Genomic DNA, 18067 nt, shown 5'->3' with positions numbered 1-18067 from the left:
CGCGGATCCGGCAAAGCGCGATCAGCGCTTCGAGAACTGCGTGGCGCGACGTGCCTTGTGCAGGCCGACCTTCTTGCGCTCGACTTCGCGTGCGTCACGGGTCATGAAGCCCGCCTTGCGCAGCTCGATCTTCAGCGTCTCGTCGTATTCGACCAGCGCGCGCGAGATGCCGAGACGGATCGCACCGGCCTGGCCGGTCGTGCCACCACCGGTGGTCGTCACCAGGATGTCGAACGTCTCGGTGTTCTGGGTCAGTTCGAGCGGCTGGCGCACGATCATGCGCGCGGTCTCACGGCCGAAGAACTCGTCGAGCGGACGGTCGTTGACGGTGATCTTGCCGCTGCCCTTGCGCAGGAACACGCGGGCGACGGAGGACTTGCGACGGCCGGTGCCGTAATTCTGGGTAATTGCCATGACTTAGAGTTCCAGGGGCTGCGGCTGCTGGGCGGCGTGCGGGTGCTCGGCACCCTTGTAGACCTTGAGCTTGCGGTACATGGCGCGGCCGAGGGTGTTCTTCGGCAGCATGCCCTTGACGGCGATCTCGATCACGCGCTCCGGGTGGCGCTCAAGCGCCTGGCCCAGGGTCTCGGTCTTCAGGTTGCCGATGTAGCCCGTGAAACGGTGGTAGAGCTTGTCCGTCATCTTCTTGCCGGTGACGGCGATCTTCTCGGCGTTGACCACGATGATGTAGTCGCCGGTATCGACGTGCGGGGTGTAGACGGGCTTGTGCTTGCCGCGCAGACGGTGGGCGATTTCCGCGCTCAGGCGGCCCAGGGTCTTGCCGGAAGCGTCGACGAGATACCAGTCGCGCTGGACGGTCTCGTTCTTGGCAATAAAGGTCTTCATGGGAATACTCGATGGGTGACTGGTCGGGCTGGTTGCGCCGGTGGCCGGCGGAACGTCGCCTCGCGTTGTAGAGCGTGCAACACAGAAGCGGAATGATAGCCGCCGCCCCGTGTTCACGCAACCGGGCCGGTCCACGTGCCGCCGGACGCTGGCGCGGCCGGGAACGAGGGCCGAGAATGATACGCCACGCGGCCAGCCGCCGCGCCGCAGGATGTATCCCGATGGCTTTGCCCCGGCCCCGCTTCAATCCCGTCGACCAGTTGCTGGTGGAAACCCAGCGCGCGCTGGACACCGTATTCGGCAATCCGCCTGCGACGCGGCCCAATCCGGCCGTCGACACACCCGATGTGGTCCTCAATGATGCCGAGCGCCGTCATGCGGCGGGGCTGATGCGCATCAACCACGTCGGCGAGGTCTGCGCGCAAGGGCTGTACTTCGGCCAGGCCGCGGTCGCCCGCGAGGCCGATACCCGGGCGCACCTGCTCGATGCCGCGCAGGAGGAAACCGATCACCTGGCCTGGTGCGCCCAGCGATTGCGCGAACTCGACAGCCGGCCCAGCGTGTTCAACCCGCTGTGGTACGGCGGCAGCTACGCCCTGGGCGTCGTCGCCGGCCTGCGCGGTGACGGCTGGAACCTCGGCTTCGTGGTCGAGACCGAACGCCAGGTGGAAGCGCATCTCGACGAACATCTGCAGACGCTGCCGGAAGCCGACCAGCGCAGCCGCGGCATCCTCAAGCAAATGAAGGAGGATGAGGCGCGCCATGCCGAGCACGCCGAACAGGCGGGCGCGCGCGTGCTGCCGTGGCCGGTGCCCTCGCTGATGGCGACCGCGTCGAGCCTGATGAAGGCGGTTGCGTACCGGTTGTGAGTCGATGCCGGACGCGTGAGGGGTGATCCGACCGGGAGCATCCCGGTCGACGGACGCCTGACCGGTACCCGCTCGACAACGGAAAAGGCCCCGCATCACGCGGGGCCTTTTTTTTCGTGCGTGACCGGTTCGAGTCACCCGTCACGCATCACCGCAGGCCGTCAGTCGACCAGATTGCGGCCGTGGTAGAGCTCTTCGATCTCGCGGCGCAGGCGCGCCTCGATCTTCATCCGCTCCTTGAACGAGAGATTGCGCGCCTTCTCTTCGAACAGGTACTGGTCGAGATCGAACTCCTTCAGATGCATCTTCGTGTGGAAGATGTTTTCCTGGTAGACGTTCACGTCGAGCGCGTCGTAACGCGACTTGATGTTCTTCGCCAGGTAGTCCTGGATCGAATTGATCTTGTGGTCGATGTAGTGCTTCTTGCCCTTCACGTCGCGGGTGAAACCGCGCACGCGGTAATCCATCACCACGATGTCGGACTCGAGGCTCTCGATCAGGTAGTTCAACGCCTTCAGCGGCGAGATCACGCCGCAGGTGGCCACGTCGATGTCGGCGCGGAAGGTCGCGATGCCGTTGTCCGGATGGGTTTCCGGATACGTGTGCACCGTGATGTGCGACTTGTCGAGATGCGCGACGACGGCGTCGGAAATCACGCCCTTCGCCTGCGACTTGTCGATCACCGGCTCCTCGGAAATGAGGATGGTCACCGACGCGCCCTGCGGCTCGTAATCCTGGCGGGCGACGTTGAGGATGTTCGCGCCGATGATCTCCGCCACATCGGTCAGGATCTGGGTCAGCCTGTCGGCGTTGTAGACCTCGTCGATGTACGCGATGTAGCGCTGGCGCTCGTCCTCGGACGCGGCATAACACACGTCGTAGATGTTGAACGACAGCGCCTTGGTCAGGTTGTTGAAGCCCTGGAGCTTCAGACGCGGGAGCGGTTTGACCACGGCGGTCGACCCTCGGGGGTTGGGCGAAACGGAGATTATGCGGCAAAGCACCCTCGCCTCGCGACCTCGGGGTCACGCGCGGTTTGCCCCTGGCGGCGGGAGCGCCTACTCTGCGACATTCTCCCGATCCGAAGCCCATGACCCCGACCCCTGTGGCCCTGATCAATCCCCATGCCCGCCCACCGCACCCGATGGCACCCACGCCGGCGGCGATCGAGCGCTTTCTCGCCCATTGCCATCGACGCCGGTATCCGCCGCGCAGCGACGTGTTCCGTCCGGGGGATCCGGCCGGCACGCTGTACTTCGTCGTCAGCGGTTCGGTCAGCATCATCACCGAGGAAGACGACGGTCGCGAGCTGATCCTCGGCTATTTCGGCAACGGCGAACTGGTCGGCGAGATGGGCTTGTTCATCGAATCCGACGTGCGCGAGGTCATCCTGCGCACGCGCACGCAGTGCGAACTCGCGGAGATCAGCTACGAGCGCCTGTACCAGTTGTTCGACGGCGTGCTCGCCAACGACGCGACCTCGATCATGTACGCCATCGGCGCGCAGCTCTCGCGGCGCCTGCTCGACACCAGCCGCAAGGCGGGTCGCCTGGCGTTCCTCGACGTCACCGACCGCATCATCCGCACCCTGCATGACCTCACCCGCGAGCCGGAGGCCATGAGTCATCCGCAGGGCACGCAGTTGCGGATCTCACGGCAGGAACTGGCGCGCCTGGTCGGCTGCTCGCGGGAGATGGCGGGACGTGTGCTGAAGAAGCTGCAGCTCGACGGCAAGCTGACCGCACGCGGCAAGACCATCGTGCTGTTCGGCACGCGCTAGGCGCCGGCGTCATGAGCCTCGGTCACTTCGGCCCGCGTGGCGACCTGCCCGATGCCGACCTGCGCAGCGCGTCGGCCATCGACGCCGACGACGTCGCCGCGCTGCTCTCGGAGATGGGCTATCCCTGTACCGAAGCCGAGGCCCGCGAGCGCATCCGCCAGATCACCGCCAACGATCGCCAGGCGCTCGTCGTCGCCCGCAGTGGCGGTCGGGTCTGCGGCCTGATCGCGCTCGACTTCATGTATTACCTGCCGCTGGGCTCCACGACCTGCCGCATCACCGCGCTGATCGTCACCAGCGATGCGCAAGGCAAGGGACTGGGTCGCCAGTTGCTCAAGGAAGCCGACCGCCGGGCGCGTTTCGCCGGCGCGGCGCGGCTGGAGCTGGTCAGCGGTTCGCAGCGCGCCGACGCACACGCGTTCTACAAGGCCTGCGGTTTTTCGGACGGCACCCTGCGCTTCATCAAGCGGCTCGGCGACGCCTGACCCCCGCGCCGGAGGCGGCCACACGCCCTGGTCACGCACTCCCTGCACACTGCGCTGGCCTCCGGAGCCTGCAGCATGGAACTCGGCGATCAATTCCTTCTGTTCGTGCTGGTCGGGCTGGCCGCGCAGCTGGTCGACGGCGCGCTCGGCATGGCCTTCGGCCTGGTGTCGTCGTCGGTCCTGCTGAGCATGGGCGTGCCGCCGGCGGCGGTCAGCGCCAGCGTGCACACCGCCGAGGTCTTCACCACCGGCGCCTCGGGCGCCTCGCATCTGGCGATGCGCAACGTCGACAGGCGCCTGTTCCTGCGTCTGGCACTGCCCGGCATGGTCGGCGGCGCGATGGGTGCGTATGTCCTGACCCAGCTGCCGGGCGACGTGATCCGGCCTTTCATCTACGCCTACCTGCTGATCCTGTCGTTGGTGATCCTGCTGCGTGCAGCCGGCCGGCTGACGCCGAAGACGGAAGTGCGCCGGGTGTCACTGCTCGGCTTCTTCGCCGGCCTGCTCGATGCCAGCGGCGGCGGCGGATGGGGCCCGGTCGCCACGTCCACACTGCTGGCGCGCGGCGGCACGGCGCGCACCACGATCGGCACCGTCAACGCGGCCGAGTTCCTGGTGACCGTGTCGATCTCGGTGACGTTCTTCCTCACGATGGGCCTGCAGCACCTGGACGTGATCCTGGGCCTGCTGGTCGGCGGCATGATCGCCGCGCCGCTGGCGGCGCTGTTCGTCAGGCACGTGCGCGAACGATGGGTCCTGCTCGCGGTGGGCGTGCTGGTGATGGCGATCAGCCTCTACCAGATCGGCCGCACCCTGCTGGCCTGAGTCTCAGGCCGCGGGGGATGCGACCGGATCGCCGCCGCGGTCGGCGCAGCCCCAGTTGAGCACCGGTGTCCCCGTCGGCAGCGCGCGCCGGAACATGTCGACGTTGTCCGCCTTCGGATTCACCACGACCGGCGCCCTGGCCGCCTTGAGCAACGGCATGTCGGCCGAGGAGTCCGAGTACGCGATGTCGATCGCGCCGTAGCCGCGCTCGCGCAGCATCCGCATCTTCTCTTCGGCATGGCAGTGACGGGTGGCGACGACGGCGCCGAACTTCGGCCCGACCGCAGTGCCGATCACCGGCACGGCTTCGTGCGCGACGAAGGCGAGGATCGCGCGCGCCAGCTCGGGCGGCGCGCCGGTCGCGATAACCACGTTGTCGCCGGCGACGCGATGCGCATGCAGGACCTGCAGCGCGATCGGCAGCAGCTTGGGGCGGATGCTGGCGGCGTTGTCGGCGACGTAACGGTCGATCAACCGGTCCAGCACCCCGCGGCTGTGCAGCCCGACGGTGCCGATCCAGACGAAGCCGGAAATGCCGTAACGACGCGTCGGCAGGCACGCGATCATCGGCCCGAGCACCGGCGCGGCGAGGCAGGCGAGCGCAGTGCGCCAGACGCTGCGCGTGATCAGCCAGCGGAACAGATCGGTACCCGAGTCACCGTCGTAGAGGGTGTGGTCGAAATCGAAGACCACGGTCCGCGCGGTGCCGTGCGCAGTGGCGTCCTTGAGCAGGTGCGCGACCACCGGCGCATCCGGGTCGGCGCCCGCGCCGGTGGTGTCGACTGCCGCCGGCGTGGTCGCAGCCGCGATCGCGATCGCCGAGATGTCGGCGACGGGGCGGCTGTCGGTCGACTGCGGGGAAGGCATCGCGAACAGCGTGCGCAGCGCGGCGCCCGGATCGGGCTCGCGCATGAAGGCTTCGCCGACCAGGAAGGCGTCGACGCCCGCGTCGCGCATGCGCGCGACGTCGGCAGCCGTGTGGATGCCACTCTCGGTGACCAGGCGGCGGTCGCGCGGGACCGCGTCCTGCAGGGCGAGCGTGGTGTCGAGGGACACCTCGAACGAACGCAGGCTGCGGTTGTTGATGCCCAGCAGCGGTGCCGGCACCTGCAGCGCACGTTCGAGCTCGTCGATGTCGTGCACTTCCACCAGCACGTCGAGATCGATGGACATCGCCAGTTCGGCGATCTCGACCAGCTGGCGGTCGTCGAGGGCCGCGACGATCAGCAGCACGCAGTCCGCGCCGAGCGCGCGCGCCTCGTAGACCTGCCAGGGATCGACGATGAAATCCTTGCGCAGCACCGGCAGCGCGCAGGCTGCACGCGCCTGCACCAGGTAGTCGTCCGCGCCCTGGAAGAAATCGATGTCGGTCAGCACCGACAGACAGGCCGCTCCCCCGGCGGCGTAGCTGCGCGCGATGTCGGCAGGCCGGAAATCCGGGCGGATCACGCCCTTCGACGGACTCGCTTTCTTGACCTCGGCAATGACCGCGGTCTGACCGGCGGCGATCTTCGCTTCAATGGCGGCCGCGAAGCCGCGCACAGGCGGCGCGGCAGCGGCGCGTGCGGCGACCTCGGCCAGCGGCATGGCCGCGCGGCGCGCAGCGACTTCTTCGTGTTTGCGCGCCAGGATGCGCTGCAGGACGTCGTTCAAGATCTGCACCATGGGCCGACGCAACGCGCCGGTCTGGAAAGGCCGCCCACGATAACGCAGGCGGCGGTGCGCCGGACCCTCAGACCACGGGTGCGGGGGCGGAATCGTTCGCCTCGTTGTGCGACCAGTCGTAGGCGCGCTCCACCTGCGCGACCTGCAGGGCGTACTGCGCGTACCAGCCGCGCCGGTCCTTCTCGCGGCTCAGGCACCGGGCGTCCTGCGCTCGCCAGGCCCGTATCGACGCCTCGTCGCTCCAGTAGCTCAGGGTCACGCCGTCGCCCCCCGCCCCCTCGATCGTCTCCACGCCCAGGCAACCGGCCTGCCTTTGCGCGGTGTCGAGCATGTTGCGATGGGCGGCCTCGTAGCCGGCCGCGTCTTCGCCGTTGCGGCGGTAGCGGAAGATCACGACGTGGTACGGCGGACGGGGCAACACGGAACAAGGCATGCAACATCGCTTCTGGAATCGCGGAGGATCCGCATCCTTGCGGCGCATTCAGCATAACCGCCCCGCCTGCTCCACGGGCCCGGAATCGCCGTCTCAGAGGCCTGTGTTGCGCGTTTCCGCGACGAACGTCTCCAATCGGCGCAGCGCGTCGCCCGAGGCGATCACCGCGCCTGCGCGCGCGACACCGTCCGCGATCGAGCTCGCCACGCCCGCGACGTACAGCGCCGCACCCGCGTTGAGACGCACGATGTCTTGGGCCAGGCCCGGCGTGCCGTCGAGCGCCTGGCGCACCAGCGCCTTCGACTCGTCGGCGTTCTCGACACGCAGATTGCGGCTGGCGGCCATCGCGATGCCGAAATCCTCCGGGTGGATCTCGTATTCGCGCACCTCGCCGTCACGCAACTCGCCGACCAACGTGCCGGCACCCAGCGAGATCTCGTCCATACCGTCGCGGCCCCAGACCACCAGCGCGCGCTGCGCGCCGAGTTCGCGCAGCACGCGCACCTGGATGCCGACGAGATCGGGATGGAACACGCCCATCAGGATGTTCGGCGCACCGGCCGGATTGGTCAGCGGGCCGAGGATGTTGAAGATCGTGCGCACACCCATCTCGCGGCGCACCGGCGCGACCGCCTGCATCGCGGGGTGATGCACCGGCGCGAACATGAAGCCGATGCCGGTCGCCGCGATGCAACGCGCGACATCGGCCGGCTGCAGATCGATGCGCGCACCCAGCGCTTCGAGCACGTCGGCACTGCCCGACTTCGACGACACACTGCGGTTGCCGTGCTTGGCCACCTTCGCACCCGCCGCCGCGACGACGAACATGCTCGCCGTCGAGATGTTGAACGTATGCGCACCGTCGCCGCCGGTGCCGACGATATCGACCAGATGCGCGCGATCCGCATCGGCGACCGGCACAGGCAACGCGAACTCGCGCATCACCTGCGCCGCGCCGGCGATCTCGTCGACGGTTTCCTTCTTGACCCGCAGGCCGGACAGGATGGCCGCGGTCATCAGCGGCGACACCTCGCCGCGCATGATCTGGCGCATCAGCTCGACCATCTCATCGCGGAAGATCTCGCGGTGCTCAATGGTGCGTTGCAGGGCTTCGTGGGGGGTAATGGGCATGGGGGACTCGTGATTCGTGATGAACGGACGTTCGCCCGTTGAAAGCCGTGATTCGTGATTCGTGAAAAGCGTCGCTTTCGTCCTGTCATTCCCGCGAACGCAGCAATGCCGCGGACTCCTACGCGGGACGCCTCACCTCTCCAGAAAATTCTTCAGCAGCGCATGTCCGTGCTCGGTCAGGATCGACTCGGGATGGAACTGCACGCCTTCGACCGGATGGCTGCGATGCCGCAGCCCCATGATCTCCTCGCGGCTGCCGTCGTCGTGCTCGGTCCACGCGGTGACTTCGAGGCACGCCGGCAGCGATGACTGCTCGACCACCAGCGAGTGGTAGCGCGTGGCCTCGTACCCATCCGGCAGACCGGCGAACACGCCGCGGCCTTCGTGACGGATCGCCGAGGTCTTGCCGTGCATGATCCGCTGCGCGCGGATGACCTTGCCGCCATAGGCCTGACCGATGCCCTGATGGCCGAGGCACACGCCGAGGATCGGCGTCGTCGCGCCGAGGCGTTCGATCAGTTCCAGCGACACGCCCGCCTCGTTCGGCGTACACGGGCCGGGCGAGATCACGATGCGCTCGGGTGCGAGCTTCTGGATCGCGTCGACCGTCAGCGCATCGTTGCGCTCCACCCGCACCTCGGCGCCCAGCGCCTGCAGATACTGCACGAGGTTCCAGGTGAAGCTGTCGTAGTTGTCGATCATCAACAGCATGGGGCGGTTCCGGCGTGTCGAGCATGGAAGGAGGCATCGGCGCGTCGCATCACAGTCCCTTCGCCGCCTGGGCGACCGCGCGGAACAGCGCGCGGCCCTTGTTCATGGTCTCGGCCCATTCCATTTCCGGATCCGAGTCGTAGACGATGCCGGCGCCGGCCTGCACGTAGAGGCGGCCGTCCTGGATCACCGCGGTGCGGATGGCGATCGCGGTGTCGGCGTCACCGTGCCAGCCGATGTAGCCGACCGCGCCCGAATAGACGTTGCGCTTGACCGGTTCGAGGCTGCGGATGATCTCCAGCGCGCGCACCTTCGGCGCGCCGCTGACGGTGCCGGCCGGGAACGTCGCGCGCAGCACGTCGGCGTAACTCAATCCGTCCTTCAGACGGCCGGTGACCTCGCTGACGATGTGCATGACGTGGCTGTAGCGCTCGATGACGAAGCGCTCGCCCAGTTCGACCGTGCCCGGCGCCGACACGTGACCGACGTCGTTGCGGCCGAGATCGATCAGCATCAGATGCTCGGCACGCTCCTTGGGATCGGCGAGCAGTTCGGCTTCCAGCGCCTGGTCCTGCGCCGGCGTCGCGCCGCGCGGCCGCGTGCCGGCGATCGGGCGCACGGTGACTTCCCCGCCTTTGAGGCGCACCAGGATTTCCGGCGATGAGCCGACGACCTGGGTGCCGCCGACATCGAGGAAATACATGTACGGCGACGGGTTCAACGCGCGCAATGCGCGATAGACGTCGACCGGCCGCGCATTGAACGGCACCGACATGCGCTGCGACAGCACGACCTGGAAGGCATCGCCGGCGGCGATGAATGCCTTCGTCTTCGCGACCGCGTCGAGGAAGCCCTCGCGGGTGAAACCCGACACGAAATCCGATTCGTCGAGCGCGGCAGGCTGCAGCGTTTCCGGATAGCCGGCGCCGCCCTGGCGCAGTCGGTGCGTCAGTGCGTCGAGGCGACGGTTCGCGCGCAGCCAGGCCTGCGATTCGCGGGTGTCGGCGTGGACCACGAGATACAGCCGGCCTTTGAGGTTGTCGAAGACCGCGACCTCGGTGCTCAGCATCAGCAGGATGTCGGGCGTCCCGAGTTCGTCGCGCACGTCGACGCGCCGGCCCTCGCGCAGGCGAGGCTCGATGTACTCGATGCATTCGAAGCCGAACCAGCCGACCAGACCGCCGGTGAAGTCCGGCAGGCCGTCGATCTGCGGGACCGAATGCGCGGTGCGCAGACGCTCGACTTCGGCGAAGGGATCGTCGACCTCGCGCGTCTCGATGACTTCGCCGTGCTCGCGCACGCTGAGCGTATGGCCGTGGAAGGCGTAGACGCGTTCGGCCGGCAGACCGATGATCGAGTAGCGACCGAAGCGTTCGCCGCCTTCCACCGATTCGAACAGGTAGGTATGCGGGCCGTCGGCGAGTTTGAGATAGACCGAGAGCGGTGTGTCGAGATCGCTCAGGACCTCGCGGACCACGGGAACGTGGGTGTGGCCGTCAGCGGCGTAGTGCTGGAACTCGGTGTGCGTGATCACGCGGCATTTCCTGGTCGGTCGGACGAACGGGGGCAACGGAGGCGGTACGCCACCATCGCCAGCCGGCGTCGGGCAAACGGAAATGCGGGAGTGCGGACGCGTGCATGGCGGCTACTGTAGCGGCTCGACCGGAAACGCGCGACCGTCAGACCGGGGCGTGCGGGGACGCGACGAGCAGCGGGCAGTCCTGCGGCAGGTGCAGCCGCAGACGCCCGGGCTTGCAGGTGATCGCGAACCGCCTGGCGCGCGCCGGCTCGCCATCGAGATTGAGGACCAGTGGCGTTTCGGACTCGACGACGAGTTCGGTCAGCTGCGTGCGCACGGCGACCTGGTCGAGCGCGGCGACCTTGCCCTCGGTCAGCGCGGTCCGCAGCGTGTTGACCAGTTCGCCTTCGAGTTCCGGAACGATGGTGACGTCGATCAGGCCGTCATCGATGCACGCATCCGGACACAGCGCCTGCCCGCCGCCGGCCTGGCGGCCGTTGCCAATGCCCAGTGCGATGAATCCTCCAGCCCAGGCGAAATCCGGGCCGGTGATGCGCGCCTGCAGCGGCTCGATGCGCCCGAGACGCGACAGGCCGGTGATGAAATAGGCCAGCCCGCCCAGCACCTTCTTCAGGCCCGCATGCGTCTCGACCGTCACCTGGGTGCCGAAGCCACCGGAGCCGAGATTTGCGCACCAGTGCACGCCGTCTTCGGTCTCGATGCGCAACACGTCGACCGGCACGGCCGGCCTGTCGAGCGCCAGCGCCAACGCGTCTTCGGTCGGTTCGGGCAGTTGGGCAGCGGTTGCGAAATCGTTGGCCGTGCCGAGGGGCAGCAACGCCAGCGACGGCAGCGCGTCGGCATCGGCGGACTGCGCGGCCAGCACCGACACCACGGCATTGAGGGTGCCGTCGCCACCGGCGGCGACGATGGTGTCCACCGACTCCGCCAGCGCCTCGGCGGTGTAACGCTCGGCGTCGCCGCCCTCCCAGGTCACCCGGACGTCGATGCGCACCCCGCGCGCGCGGAGTGCGGCGACTGCCGTGCGCACGGCCTCGTCGTCCGCGGATTTGCCATTGAGGATCAGGCGCCAAAGCGGTGCGGGCATGCGGGCGGTCGTGCGGGTGGTGGAGGTGGCGCGGAGCGTAGCGGATGCCCGGGGCATCGCCGTTAACCGGCCCTCACGCCTGTCATCGGCTGGTCATCGACACGCCGGAGCATGGAAGGCCATCGCAGGGACGACGGGCGGAGGCAGGATCAGCCTCCAAAACAAAATGCATCTTCCGCGCAGCGGAGGATGCCGAGGCCCCTCTCCCGCATCCGCGGGAGAGGGGGGAACCGTCCGCAGGGCGGACGGTGGGGTGAGGGCAGACGCTTTCGGGATGCTCTTCTCGAGCGCCGCAACGCTCAGACCAGTGACCGATCCGCGACCAGCACGCCATCCGCATCCGCGGCCAGCCAGTCGCCGGGCCGGAACAGCACGCCGCCGAAGGTCACCGGCACATCGCGTACGCCCTGCCTCCGCTTCTCGGTCTTCAGCGGCACGGTGCCCAGCGCCTTGACGCCCAGTTCGAGCTGGCCGATCGCGACGCTGTCGCGGATGGCGCCATGCACCAGCACGCCGGCCCAGCCGTTGGCGGCCGCCTGTGCCGCCAGCAGGTCGCCGAGCATCGAGCGGCGCATCGAGCCGCCACCGTCGATCACCAGCACGCGGCCCGCGCCGGCTTCCGCCACTGCCTCACGGACGCGCGAATTGTCTTCCAGCGCGTGCACGGTGCTGATGACGCCGGAGAAGGCGCGGCGCCCGCCGAAATCGCGCAGCGGGAGATCGAGCACGCGCACCGCATCCGGGTGCGCATCGCACAGGTCGCAGGTGGCGACGTCCGCGCTCACGCGCGCAGCGAAGTCGCGCGTGCGATCTCGGCGCGCATCGCCTCGACCACCGCGCGGTAGTCCGGCTTGCCGAAGATCGCCGAGCCGGCGACGAAGGTGTCGGCGCCCGCCGCGGCGATCTCGCCGATGTTGTCGGGCTTGACCCCGCCATCGATCTCGAGCCGGATCGGCTTGCCGCACGCGTCGATGCGCGCGCGCACCTGGCGCAGCTTGTCGAGCGTCGAAGGAATGAAGGCCTGGCCGCCGAAGCCGGGATTGACCGACATCAGCAACACCATGTCGAGCTCCTCGAGCACGTAGTCCAGCACTTCGATCGGTGTCGCCGGATTGAGCACCAGGCCCGCCTGGCAGCCCTCGGCCTTGATCAGCTGGATCGTGCGGTGCACGTGGCGGCTGGCTTCGGGATGGAAACTGATCAGCGATGCGCCGGCTTTCGCGAAGTCGGGCACGATCCGGTCGACCGGCTCGACCATCAGGTGGACGTCGATCGGCGCGGTCACGCCGTGCTTGCGCAGCGCCTCGCAGATCATCGGGCCGATCGTGAGGTTGGGCACGTAGTGGTTGTCCATCACGTCGAAGTGCACCCAGTCCGTGCCCGCGGCGAGCACGTTGTCGACCTCTTCGCCGAGGCGGGCGAAGTTCGCGGACAGGATCGAGGGTGCGATGACGGCGGGCTGCATGGGCGATTCCAGGTCATGAAATGGGACGCGGCCGGCCGGCCACTGCGCGCCATTCTAATGGGCCGGGGCGGAGACGGTCCGTGGCGTCCGGCGGTGCGCAGGCCTGTTCCGCTGAACCATGTTCGCCCATTCATTCATTTCGCCGGTCCGCGCATGCATCCCGATTCACGCTTGCCTGCGTATCACTCTCGCGCGGCCGTCCCCCGGCGTCCGTGCCCCGCACCGTGCCGACAGAATCCGGCCGGCAAAAACAAAAATGGAGAGCCACCCCATGAAGATGATCCACGCCGCATCCGCCAGCATCGCGCTGCTCGCCGCCAGCACCGGCGCCGCACTCGCCCAGTCCACCGACGACACCTGGACCGGCGGCTACGTTGGCCTCTATGGCGGCGTGACCGACAGCCCCGAGGACAACAGCGACGACCGCTTCGTCTTCGACACCAATCTCGATCGCGTCTACGGCGACACGGTCCGCACCGGCGCCGGCGCCGATGCGTTCTCGCCCGGCTTCTGCAATGGCGCTGCGCGCGGCGCGACTCCGGCGTTGGGCTGCACCGAGAATGACGGCGGCGCCGACTACGGCGTGCGCGGTGGTTACGACTGGCAGATGGGCAGCTGGGTGTTCGGTGTGGTCGGCGAGTACGGCGCGAACGACGTGCGTGACGCCGTGACCGCCTTCAGCACCACGCCGGCCTACTACACGATGTTCCGCAAGGTCGATCGTGTGGCGGCCCTGCGTCTGCGTTCGGGTTATGCCTTCGGCGCCGATTCGGCGAACCTGGTCTACCTCACCGGCGGCATGGCGCACGCCAAGATCGACAACGAGTTCACGACCAGCAACGGCGCCAATTCGTTTACCACCAACGGCGACACCTCCGGCTTCGGCTGGCAGGCCGGCGTGGGCTACGAGCGCAAGCTGGGCGAGAACGTCTCGGTCGGCCTGGAATACCTGTTCACGAGCCTGGAAGCCGATGACCAGCGCGTGCGCACGGGTCCGGGCACCGCGCCGGCGACCAACCCCTTCCTGATCGTCAACCCGGCCGGTACCGACATGCGCCGCAGCGACAAGGACTTCGACTACGGCGCCGCGCGCGCCACGGTCAACTGGCGCTTCTGATCCATCGCGCCTGATCGATTGCGACATGAAGAAGCCGGCGCAAGCCGGCTTCTTTTTTTGTGCTCGCAGGATGGTCTGCGCGCAGCGACACCGCCGTCGTCGCATGCCGGGCATTTCGTGCGTGATTCGAGGAGAGACACCGGGCATGGCCATCCGATACGCATCGCGTCGCTACGCGAGCCGCAATTGCGCGCCGGAGGATCTTGATGACGGGGTTCGTTGCGCTCCGCCGGTTCCTCGATCGCGCGACGCGCGCACCCGCGCCCGGCCGCGACGCGCGGCGCGTCAGCGGCGGGTCTTGCGTCCGTCCCGGCCACGCCGCAGCCGGTCGTAGGCGGCATTGAGCTCGGCGGCGCGGGCCTCGGCCTGGGCACGCAGTTCCGGCGCGGCGCCGGCGACGCGGTCCGGGTGGTACTGCGAAATCAGCTTGCGATAGGCCTGGTCGATCTCTTCGCGGGACGCATCCGGGCCCAGGCCGAACACCTGGTGGTCCTTGTAGCGGCGCGGCGCGAGCCAGCCGGCATCGAAGGCATGGCCGATCACGGCGCCGATCACGCCGCCGGCCGGGTGGCGCAGCAGCAGCCATCCGGCGATGAAGCCCAGCAGTTTTCCGTACCAGCGTTGCATGGCCGACAGTGTAGCCCGCCGCCCCATGCCGGCGGTTGCGGCTCACTGCAACGCGCTGCCGTTCGCACTACACTTGCCGGCCGCTCGCGATCCACCCGGAATGTCAACCGTGTCGACGACCCTGCTCGAAGCGAACCTCCCCGGCCTCCATCTGCGTCACCGCGGCAAGGTCCGCGATGTGTTCGACCTCGGCGACGAGCGCCTGCTGATCGTCGCGACCGACCGCCTGAGCGCGTTCGACGTGGTGCTGCCCGATCCGATTCCCGGCAAGGGCGAGATGCTGTGCCAGATCAGCAACTTCTGGTTCGAGCAGACCGCCGCGCTGATGCCCAACCACCTGACCGGCATCGATGTCGCCAGCGTGCTGCCCGAGGGCGTCGACCCGGCGCTCTACGCCAGGCGCGCGGTGGTGACGAAGAAGCTCAAGCCGGTGCCGGTGGAAGCGATCGCGCGCGGTTACCTGATCGGCAGCGGCTGGAAGGACTACCAGCGCACCGGCCGCGTCAGCGGCATCGCCCTGCCCGACGGCCTGCGCCAGGCGCAGCGCCTGCCCCAGCCGATCTTCACCCCGTCGACCAAGGCCGCCGTCGGCGACCACGACGAGAACATCGATTTCGACACGATGGTCCGCCTCATCGGCGCCGACCTCGCCGAGCAGGTGCGCGAAGCCACGCTGCGCCTGTACACGTTCGCAGCCACCTACGCGGCCGAGCGCGGGATCATCCTGGCCGACACCAAGTTCGAGTTTGGCACCGATGCCGACGGACGCCTGTACGTCATGGACGAAGTGCTGACCCCGGACTCCTCGCGCTACTGGCCGGCCGATGCCTACGAGGTGGGCACCAGTCCGCCGAGCTACGACAAGCAGATCGTCCGCGACTATCTGGAAACCACGGACTGGGACAAGACCGCGCCCGGGCCGAAGTTGCCGGCCGAAGTCATCGAACGCACCCGCGCGCGCTATGCCGAGGCGCTGCAGAAGCTGGCCGACATCTCGATCGACTGAAGGCCGCGCGCGCCGGATTGCCGGTATTCTCGAACGTCGACACGACTCGACCCCGGGGAGGGCGGATGGACGCCATACACGACGACGCATCGTCGCGTTCGATCGACCGCTGGTTCGCGAGCTACTCGGCCGACCACCGCAACGACACCAACCAGTGGATCCACGTGGTCGCCGTGCCGGCGATCCTGTGGAGCGTGATCGCGTTGTTGTGGTGCATTCCCGGCGGCACGATCTTCAAGCCCGGCATCTGGGCCGCGCTGGCGATGTTCGCGGCCTGGCGGTTCTACCAGCGCGCGTCGCCACGCCTGGGCTTCGGCATGTTCGCGGTGTTCGCAGTGCTGGCGGGCCTGACCTGGGCGCTGCACCAGGCACTGGGCACGCGCGGCCTGCTGACCGCGGCCGTCGCGGTGTTCGTCGTGGCGTGGATCGCGCAGTTCGTCGGCCACAAGATCGAAGGCCAGAAACCGAGCTTCCTGACCGACCTGACCTATCTGCTGATCGGTCCGGCCTGGGTGCTGGCCAAGCTCTACCGCAGGCTCGGCTGGCGCTACTGACCGGGGCGCGCCGGCAGGCGCACCCGCAGCGCGTGCGGTCGACGTGCGATGCTTGCGCGCCCGCACCCGGTGTCCGCCGTGTCGCCCCGCGATCTCGTTCTCGTGCTCGTCGTCTGCATTGCGTGGGCGTTGAACTTTCTCGTCTCCGCCAACGCGCTGCGCGAGATTCCGCCATTCCTGTTCACCGCCGTGCGCTTCGCGATGCTGGCGCTGCCCTTGGTGTGGCTGTTGCGGCCGCCCGGCCCCGGCCAGTGGCCACGCCTGATCGCGGTGTGCCTGTGCATCGGCGTGCTGCACTTCGGCCTGAGTTTTCTCGCGCTGCGGCTCTCGACCGACCTGTCGTCACCGGCGATCGTCATGCAGAGCTACATCCCGATGACCGCCCTGCTGGCCTGGGCGGTGCTGGGCGAGCGTTTCGCCTGGCGCACGGGCCTGGCGATCGGCGTGAGCTTCTGCGGCGTGCTGGTGCTGGGCTTCGATCCGGTGGTGCTGGCCAACCCCGCCGCGCTGCTGACGATGCTCGCCTCGGCCGCGATGCTGGCGATCGGCACCGTGCTGATGAAGCCGCTGCGCAATGTCGACATGTGGAACATGCAGGGCTGGACCGCGGTCGTCAGCGTGCTGCCGCTGCTGGGCATCAGTCTGCTGGTCGAACCGGATGGGCTCGCGCAACTGGGCACTGCCGGCTGGGCGGGCTGGGGCGGCGCGGTCTACGCGGCGTTCGTGTCGTCGCTGCTGGGCCACGGCCTGTACTACGTGCTGATGCAACGGTATCCGGTCGCGATGGTCACGCCGTGGCTGCTGCTGGTGCCGGTTCTGGCGATCGGCCTGGGGGTCGCGTTCTGGGGCGACCGGCCGGGACCGCGGCTGTGGATCGGTGGCGCGATGGTGCTCGGCGGTGTGCTGGTGATCGCGCTGCGCGCGCTGCAGAAGGCACGCAGACTGGTCGAGAAGCCGATGGCCGGGCCGTGATCCGGTCCGCGCGCGAACGCACGGATCAGTCGACGGCGAACATCGCGGGCTCGGGGCGGAATGCCCGCGGCGCGTAGCCGAACGCCTCGCGCGCCGGCGCGGCGTCGAACACCAGATCCTCGCGCATGCGCGCCACCGCGCCCGGCGGCAGACCCTGCAGCCGGCCGGCACGGTGCGCCGTCCACAGCGCTGCGTCGAACAGCACGCCCGGCACCGCCAGCAGTCGCGGCGCGGGATGCAGGCAGGCCAGCGTACGCGCCACCATCGTCCGGTAGTCGATGGTGTCCCCACCCGGCAACGCGAAGGCCTGGCCCTGCGCGCCGGGCGCATCGAACGCCGCCTCGGCCGCGGCGGCGAGATCGTCGACATGCACCGGCTGGCGCAGACCGCGCGCATCCCTGGGCAGCACGAACACGCCGCTGCGACGGGCCAGCGCGACGATCAAGCTCAGATTGCGGTCGCGTCCGCTGCCGTAGACCAGCGTGGGCCGGAGCAGCGTCGCGGTCGCCCCGCGCGCGTTGGCGGCCGCGAATACGCGCTCGCCCGAAGCGCGCAGGCGCATCGCCAGCTCGCGTTCGCCCGGATCGCGGGCCGCCTGCTTGGTCGCATCGCTGGTGGAACCGAAGGCGACGATGCGCGGACAGTCGATCGCGGCCCCGGCGTACCACAGCGAGAACCGGTCCAGCGGCCCGCAGCTGAAGATCGCATCGGCCCGGTCCGGCAGCGAGGCGGGCATCGCGTCGAAGGCCCCTGCATGCCAGCGCAATCGCGCCGCATCGGCGCGCGGTGCGCGCGAGACCGCGTCGACCGACCAGCCCGCGTCGAGCAGCCGGGCCACCAGCGCCGCACCGATGGCGCCGCTGGCACCGAAGACCAGCGCGTGGCGCGCGGGGCCGGGCGGAGTGGCAGGATTCGACGTCATGGGACATAGCATATCGGGCCGCGACCACGCGC

Annotated in this window: 21 protein-coding genes and 1 pseudogene; 8 read left to right on the top strand and 14 right to left on the bottom strand. The window is 68.6% G+C overall.

The genetic code is table 11. The annotated features are described in order from the left end of the window. Positions 1-21: 21 nt before the first annotated feature. Together rpsI and rplM are read right to left on the bottom strand one after the other, a co-directional pair. Positions 22-414, bottom strand: coding sequence for a 30S ribosomal protein S9 (gene rpsI, locus CURTO8I2_RS00465; protein WP_159677751.1), 393 nt, complete (start codon positions 412-414; stop codon positions 22-24). A 3-nt stretch (positions 415-417) separates the two neighbouring features. Further along, positions 418-846 carry a 50S ribosomal protein L13 gene (rplM, locus tag CURTO8I2_RS00460; RefSeq protein WP_159677749.1) on the bottom strand — a complete coding sequence of 143 codons (429 nt, stop codon included), beginning with the start codon at positions 844-846 and terminating at the stop codon, positions 418-420. Positions 847-1067: 221 nt separating this feature from the next. Here rplM and coq7 point away from each other — a divergent pair, with 221 nt between their 5' ends. After that, positions 1068-1715, top strand: a complete 648-nt coding sequence (gene coq7 / locus CURTO8I2_RS00455; protein ID WP_159677748.1) for a 2-polyprenyl-3-methyl-6-methoxy-1,4-benzoquinone monooxygenase — start codon at positions 1068-1070, stop codon at positions 1713-1715. A gap of 161 nt (positions 1716-1876) precedes the next feature. Here the strand turns inward: coq7 and speD are convergent, their stop codons facing one another. Continuing rightward, on the bottom strand, positions 1877-2668 hold the full coding sequence (speD, locus tag CURTO8I2_RS00450) for an adenosylmethionine decarboxylase (protein ID WP_159677746.1): 792 nt from the start codon (positions 2666-2668) through the stop codon (positions 1877-1879). 191 nt (positions 2669-2859) lie between these two features. Here speD and crp point away from each other — a divergent pair, with 191 nt between their 5' ends. The 3 genes from crp (at position 2860) to CURTO8I2_RS00435 (ending at position 4805) form a co-directional block, all read left to right on the top strand. Next, complete coding sequence (gene crp / locus CURTO8I2_RS00445) at positions 2860-3495, top strand: cAMP-activated global transcriptional regulator CRP (protein ID WP_236551106.1); 636 nt, start codon at positions 2860-2862, stop codon at positions 3493-3495. An 11-nt stretch (positions 3496-3506) separates the two neighbouring features. Next, entirely contained in the window at positions 3507-3980 is a 474-nt protein-coding gene (locus tag CURTO8I2_RS00440) for a GNAT family N-acetyltransferase (RefSeq protein WP_159677743.1), read from the top strand. A 75-nt stretch (positions 3981-4055) separates the two neighbouring features. Beyond that, complete coding sequence (locus tag CURTO8I2_RS00435) at positions 4056-4805, top strand: sulfite exporter TauE/SafE family protein (protein WP_159677742.1); 750 nt, start codon at positions 4056-4058, stop codon at positions 4803-4805. A 3-nt stretch (positions 4806-4808) separates the two neighbouring features. On the opposite strand, the gene CURTO8I2_RS00430 is transcribed toward CURTO8I2_RS00435, so the two are convergent. The 9 genes and pseudogenes from CURTO8I2_RS00430 to rpe form a co-directional block, all read right to left on the bottom strand. Next, positions 4809-5537, bottom strand: coding sequence for a haloacid dehalogenase-like hydrolase (locus CURTO8I2_RS00430; protein ID WP_236551105.1), 729 nt, complete (start codon positions 5535-5537; stop codon positions 4809-4811). A 138-nt stretch (positions 5538-5675) separates the two neighbouring features. After that, a pseudogene (gene trpC / locus CURTO8I2_RS00425) lies at positions 5676-6458 on the bottom strand (indole-3-glycerol phosphate synthase TrpC); the annotation flags it as partial. 79 nt (positions 6459-6537) lie between these two features. Then, complete coding sequence (locus CURTO8I2_RS00420) at positions 6538-6903, bottom strand: antibiotic biosynthesis monooxygenase (RefSeq protein WP_159677741.1); 366 nt, start codon at positions 6901-6903, stop codon at positions 6538-6540. A gap of 93 nt (positions 6904-6996) precedes the next feature. After that, positions 6997-8034: an anthranilate phosphoribosyltransferase gene (gene trpD / locus CURTO8I2_RS00415; RefSeq protein WP_159677739.1), complete on the bottom strand. Its 1038-nt coding sequence runs from the start codon at positions 8032-8034 to the stop codon at positions 6997-6999. Between the two features lie 132 nt (positions 8035-8166). Then, positions 8167-8745 carry an aminodeoxychorismate/anthranilate synthase component II gene (locus tag CURTO8I2_RS00410; protein ID WP_159677738.1) on the bottom strand — a complete coding sequence of 193 codons (579 nt, stop codon included), beginning with the start codon at positions 8743-8745 and terminating at the stop codon, positions 8167-8169. A gap of 49 nt (positions 8746-8794) precedes the next feature. Further along, positions 8795-10279: an anthranilate synthase component I gene (gene trpE, locus CURTO8I2_RS00405; RefSeq protein ID WP_159677736.1), complete on the bottom strand. Its 1485-nt coding sequence runs from the start codon at positions 10277-10279 to the stop codon at positions 8795-8797. Between the two features lie 145 nt (positions 10280-10424). Further along, on the bottom strand, positions 10425-11372 hold the full coding sequence (gene yegS, locus CURTO8I2_RS00400; RefSeq protein WP_159677734.1) for a lipid kinase YegS: 948 nt from the start codon (positions 11370-11372) through the stop codon (positions 10425-10427). 299 nt (positions 11373-11671) lie between these two features. Beyond that, on the bottom strand, positions 11672-12157 hold the full coding sequence (gene rraA / locus CURTO8I2_RS00395) for a ribonuclease E activity regulator RraA (RefSeq protein ID WP_159677732.1): 486 nt from the start codon (positions 12155-12157) through the stop codon (positions 11672-11674). Next, on the bottom strand, positions 12154-12837 hold the full coding sequence (gene rpe, locus CURTO8I2_RS00390) for a ribulose-phosphate 3-epimerase (protein ID WP_159677730.1): 684 nt from the start codon (positions 12835-12837) through the stop codon (positions 12154-12156). Before rpe ends, rraA begins: the two co-directional genes overlap by 4 nt. 271 nt (positions 12838-13108) lie before the next feature. Between rpe and CURTO8I2_RS00385 the strand changes: the two genes are divergently transcribed. Next, the gene (locus tag CURTO8I2_RS00385; protein WP_159677728.1) at positions 13109-13954 is read left to right on the top strand and encodes an outer membrane beta-barrel protein; all 846 of its coding nucleotides are present in this window, start codon (positions 13109-13111) and stop codon (positions 13952-13954) included. Between the two features lie 285 nt (positions 13955-14239). Here CURTO8I2_RS00385 and CURTO8I2_RS00380 read toward each other — a convergent pair whose 3' ends face one another. Further along, complete coding sequence (locus CURTO8I2_RS00380; RefSeq protein WP_159677726.1) at positions 14240-14581, bottom strand: J domain-containing protein; 342 nt, start codon at positions 14579-14581, stop codon at positions 14240-14242. 109 nt (positions 14582-14690) lie between these two features. Between CURTO8I2_RS00380 and CURTO8I2_RS00375 the strand changes: the two genes are divergently transcribed. From CURTO8I2_RS00375 to CURTO8I2_RS00365, 3 genes are all read left to right on the top strand, one after another. Further along, a complete protein-coding gene (locus CURTO8I2_RS00375; protein WP_159677724.1) occupies positions 14691-15587 on the top strand; it encodes a phosphoribosylaminoimidazolesuccinocarboxamide synthase in 897 nt (298 codons plus the stop codon). A gap of 65 nt (positions 15588-15652) precedes the next feature. Further along, the gene (locus CURTO8I2_RS00370) at positions 15653-16141 is read left to right on the top strand and encodes an Mpo1-like protein (protein ID WP_159677722.1); all 489 of its coding nucleotides are present in this window, start codon (positions 15653-15655) and stop codon (positions 16139-16141) included. Positions 16142-16219: 78 nt separating this feature from the next. Beyond that, positions 16220-17113, top strand: a complete 894-nt coding sequence (locus CURTO8I2_RS00365; RefSeq protein ID WP_159677720.1) for a DMT family transporter — start codon at positions 16220-16222, stop codon at positions 17111-17113. A gap of 25 nt (positions 17114-17138) precedes the next feature. On the opposite strand, the gene CURTO8I2_RS00360 is transcribed toward CURTO8I2_RS00365, so the two are convergent. Beyond that, complete coding sequence (locus tag CURTO8I2_RS00360) at positions 17139-18035, bottom strand: NAD-dependent epimerase/dehydratase family protein (RefSeq protein ID WP_159677718.1); 897 nt, start codon at positions 18033-18035, stop codon at positions 17139-17141. Between the last annotated feature and the right edge of the window lie 32 nt (positions 18036-18067).

The organism is Luteimonas sp. 9C, assembly GCF_902506295.1.
GTDB lineage: Bacteria > Pseudomonadota > Gammaproteobacteria > Xanthomonadales > Xanthomonadaceae > Luteimonas.
Note: the sequence above shows the minus strand (reverse complement) of the source record. Positions and strands in the feature narration are given on the sequence as shown.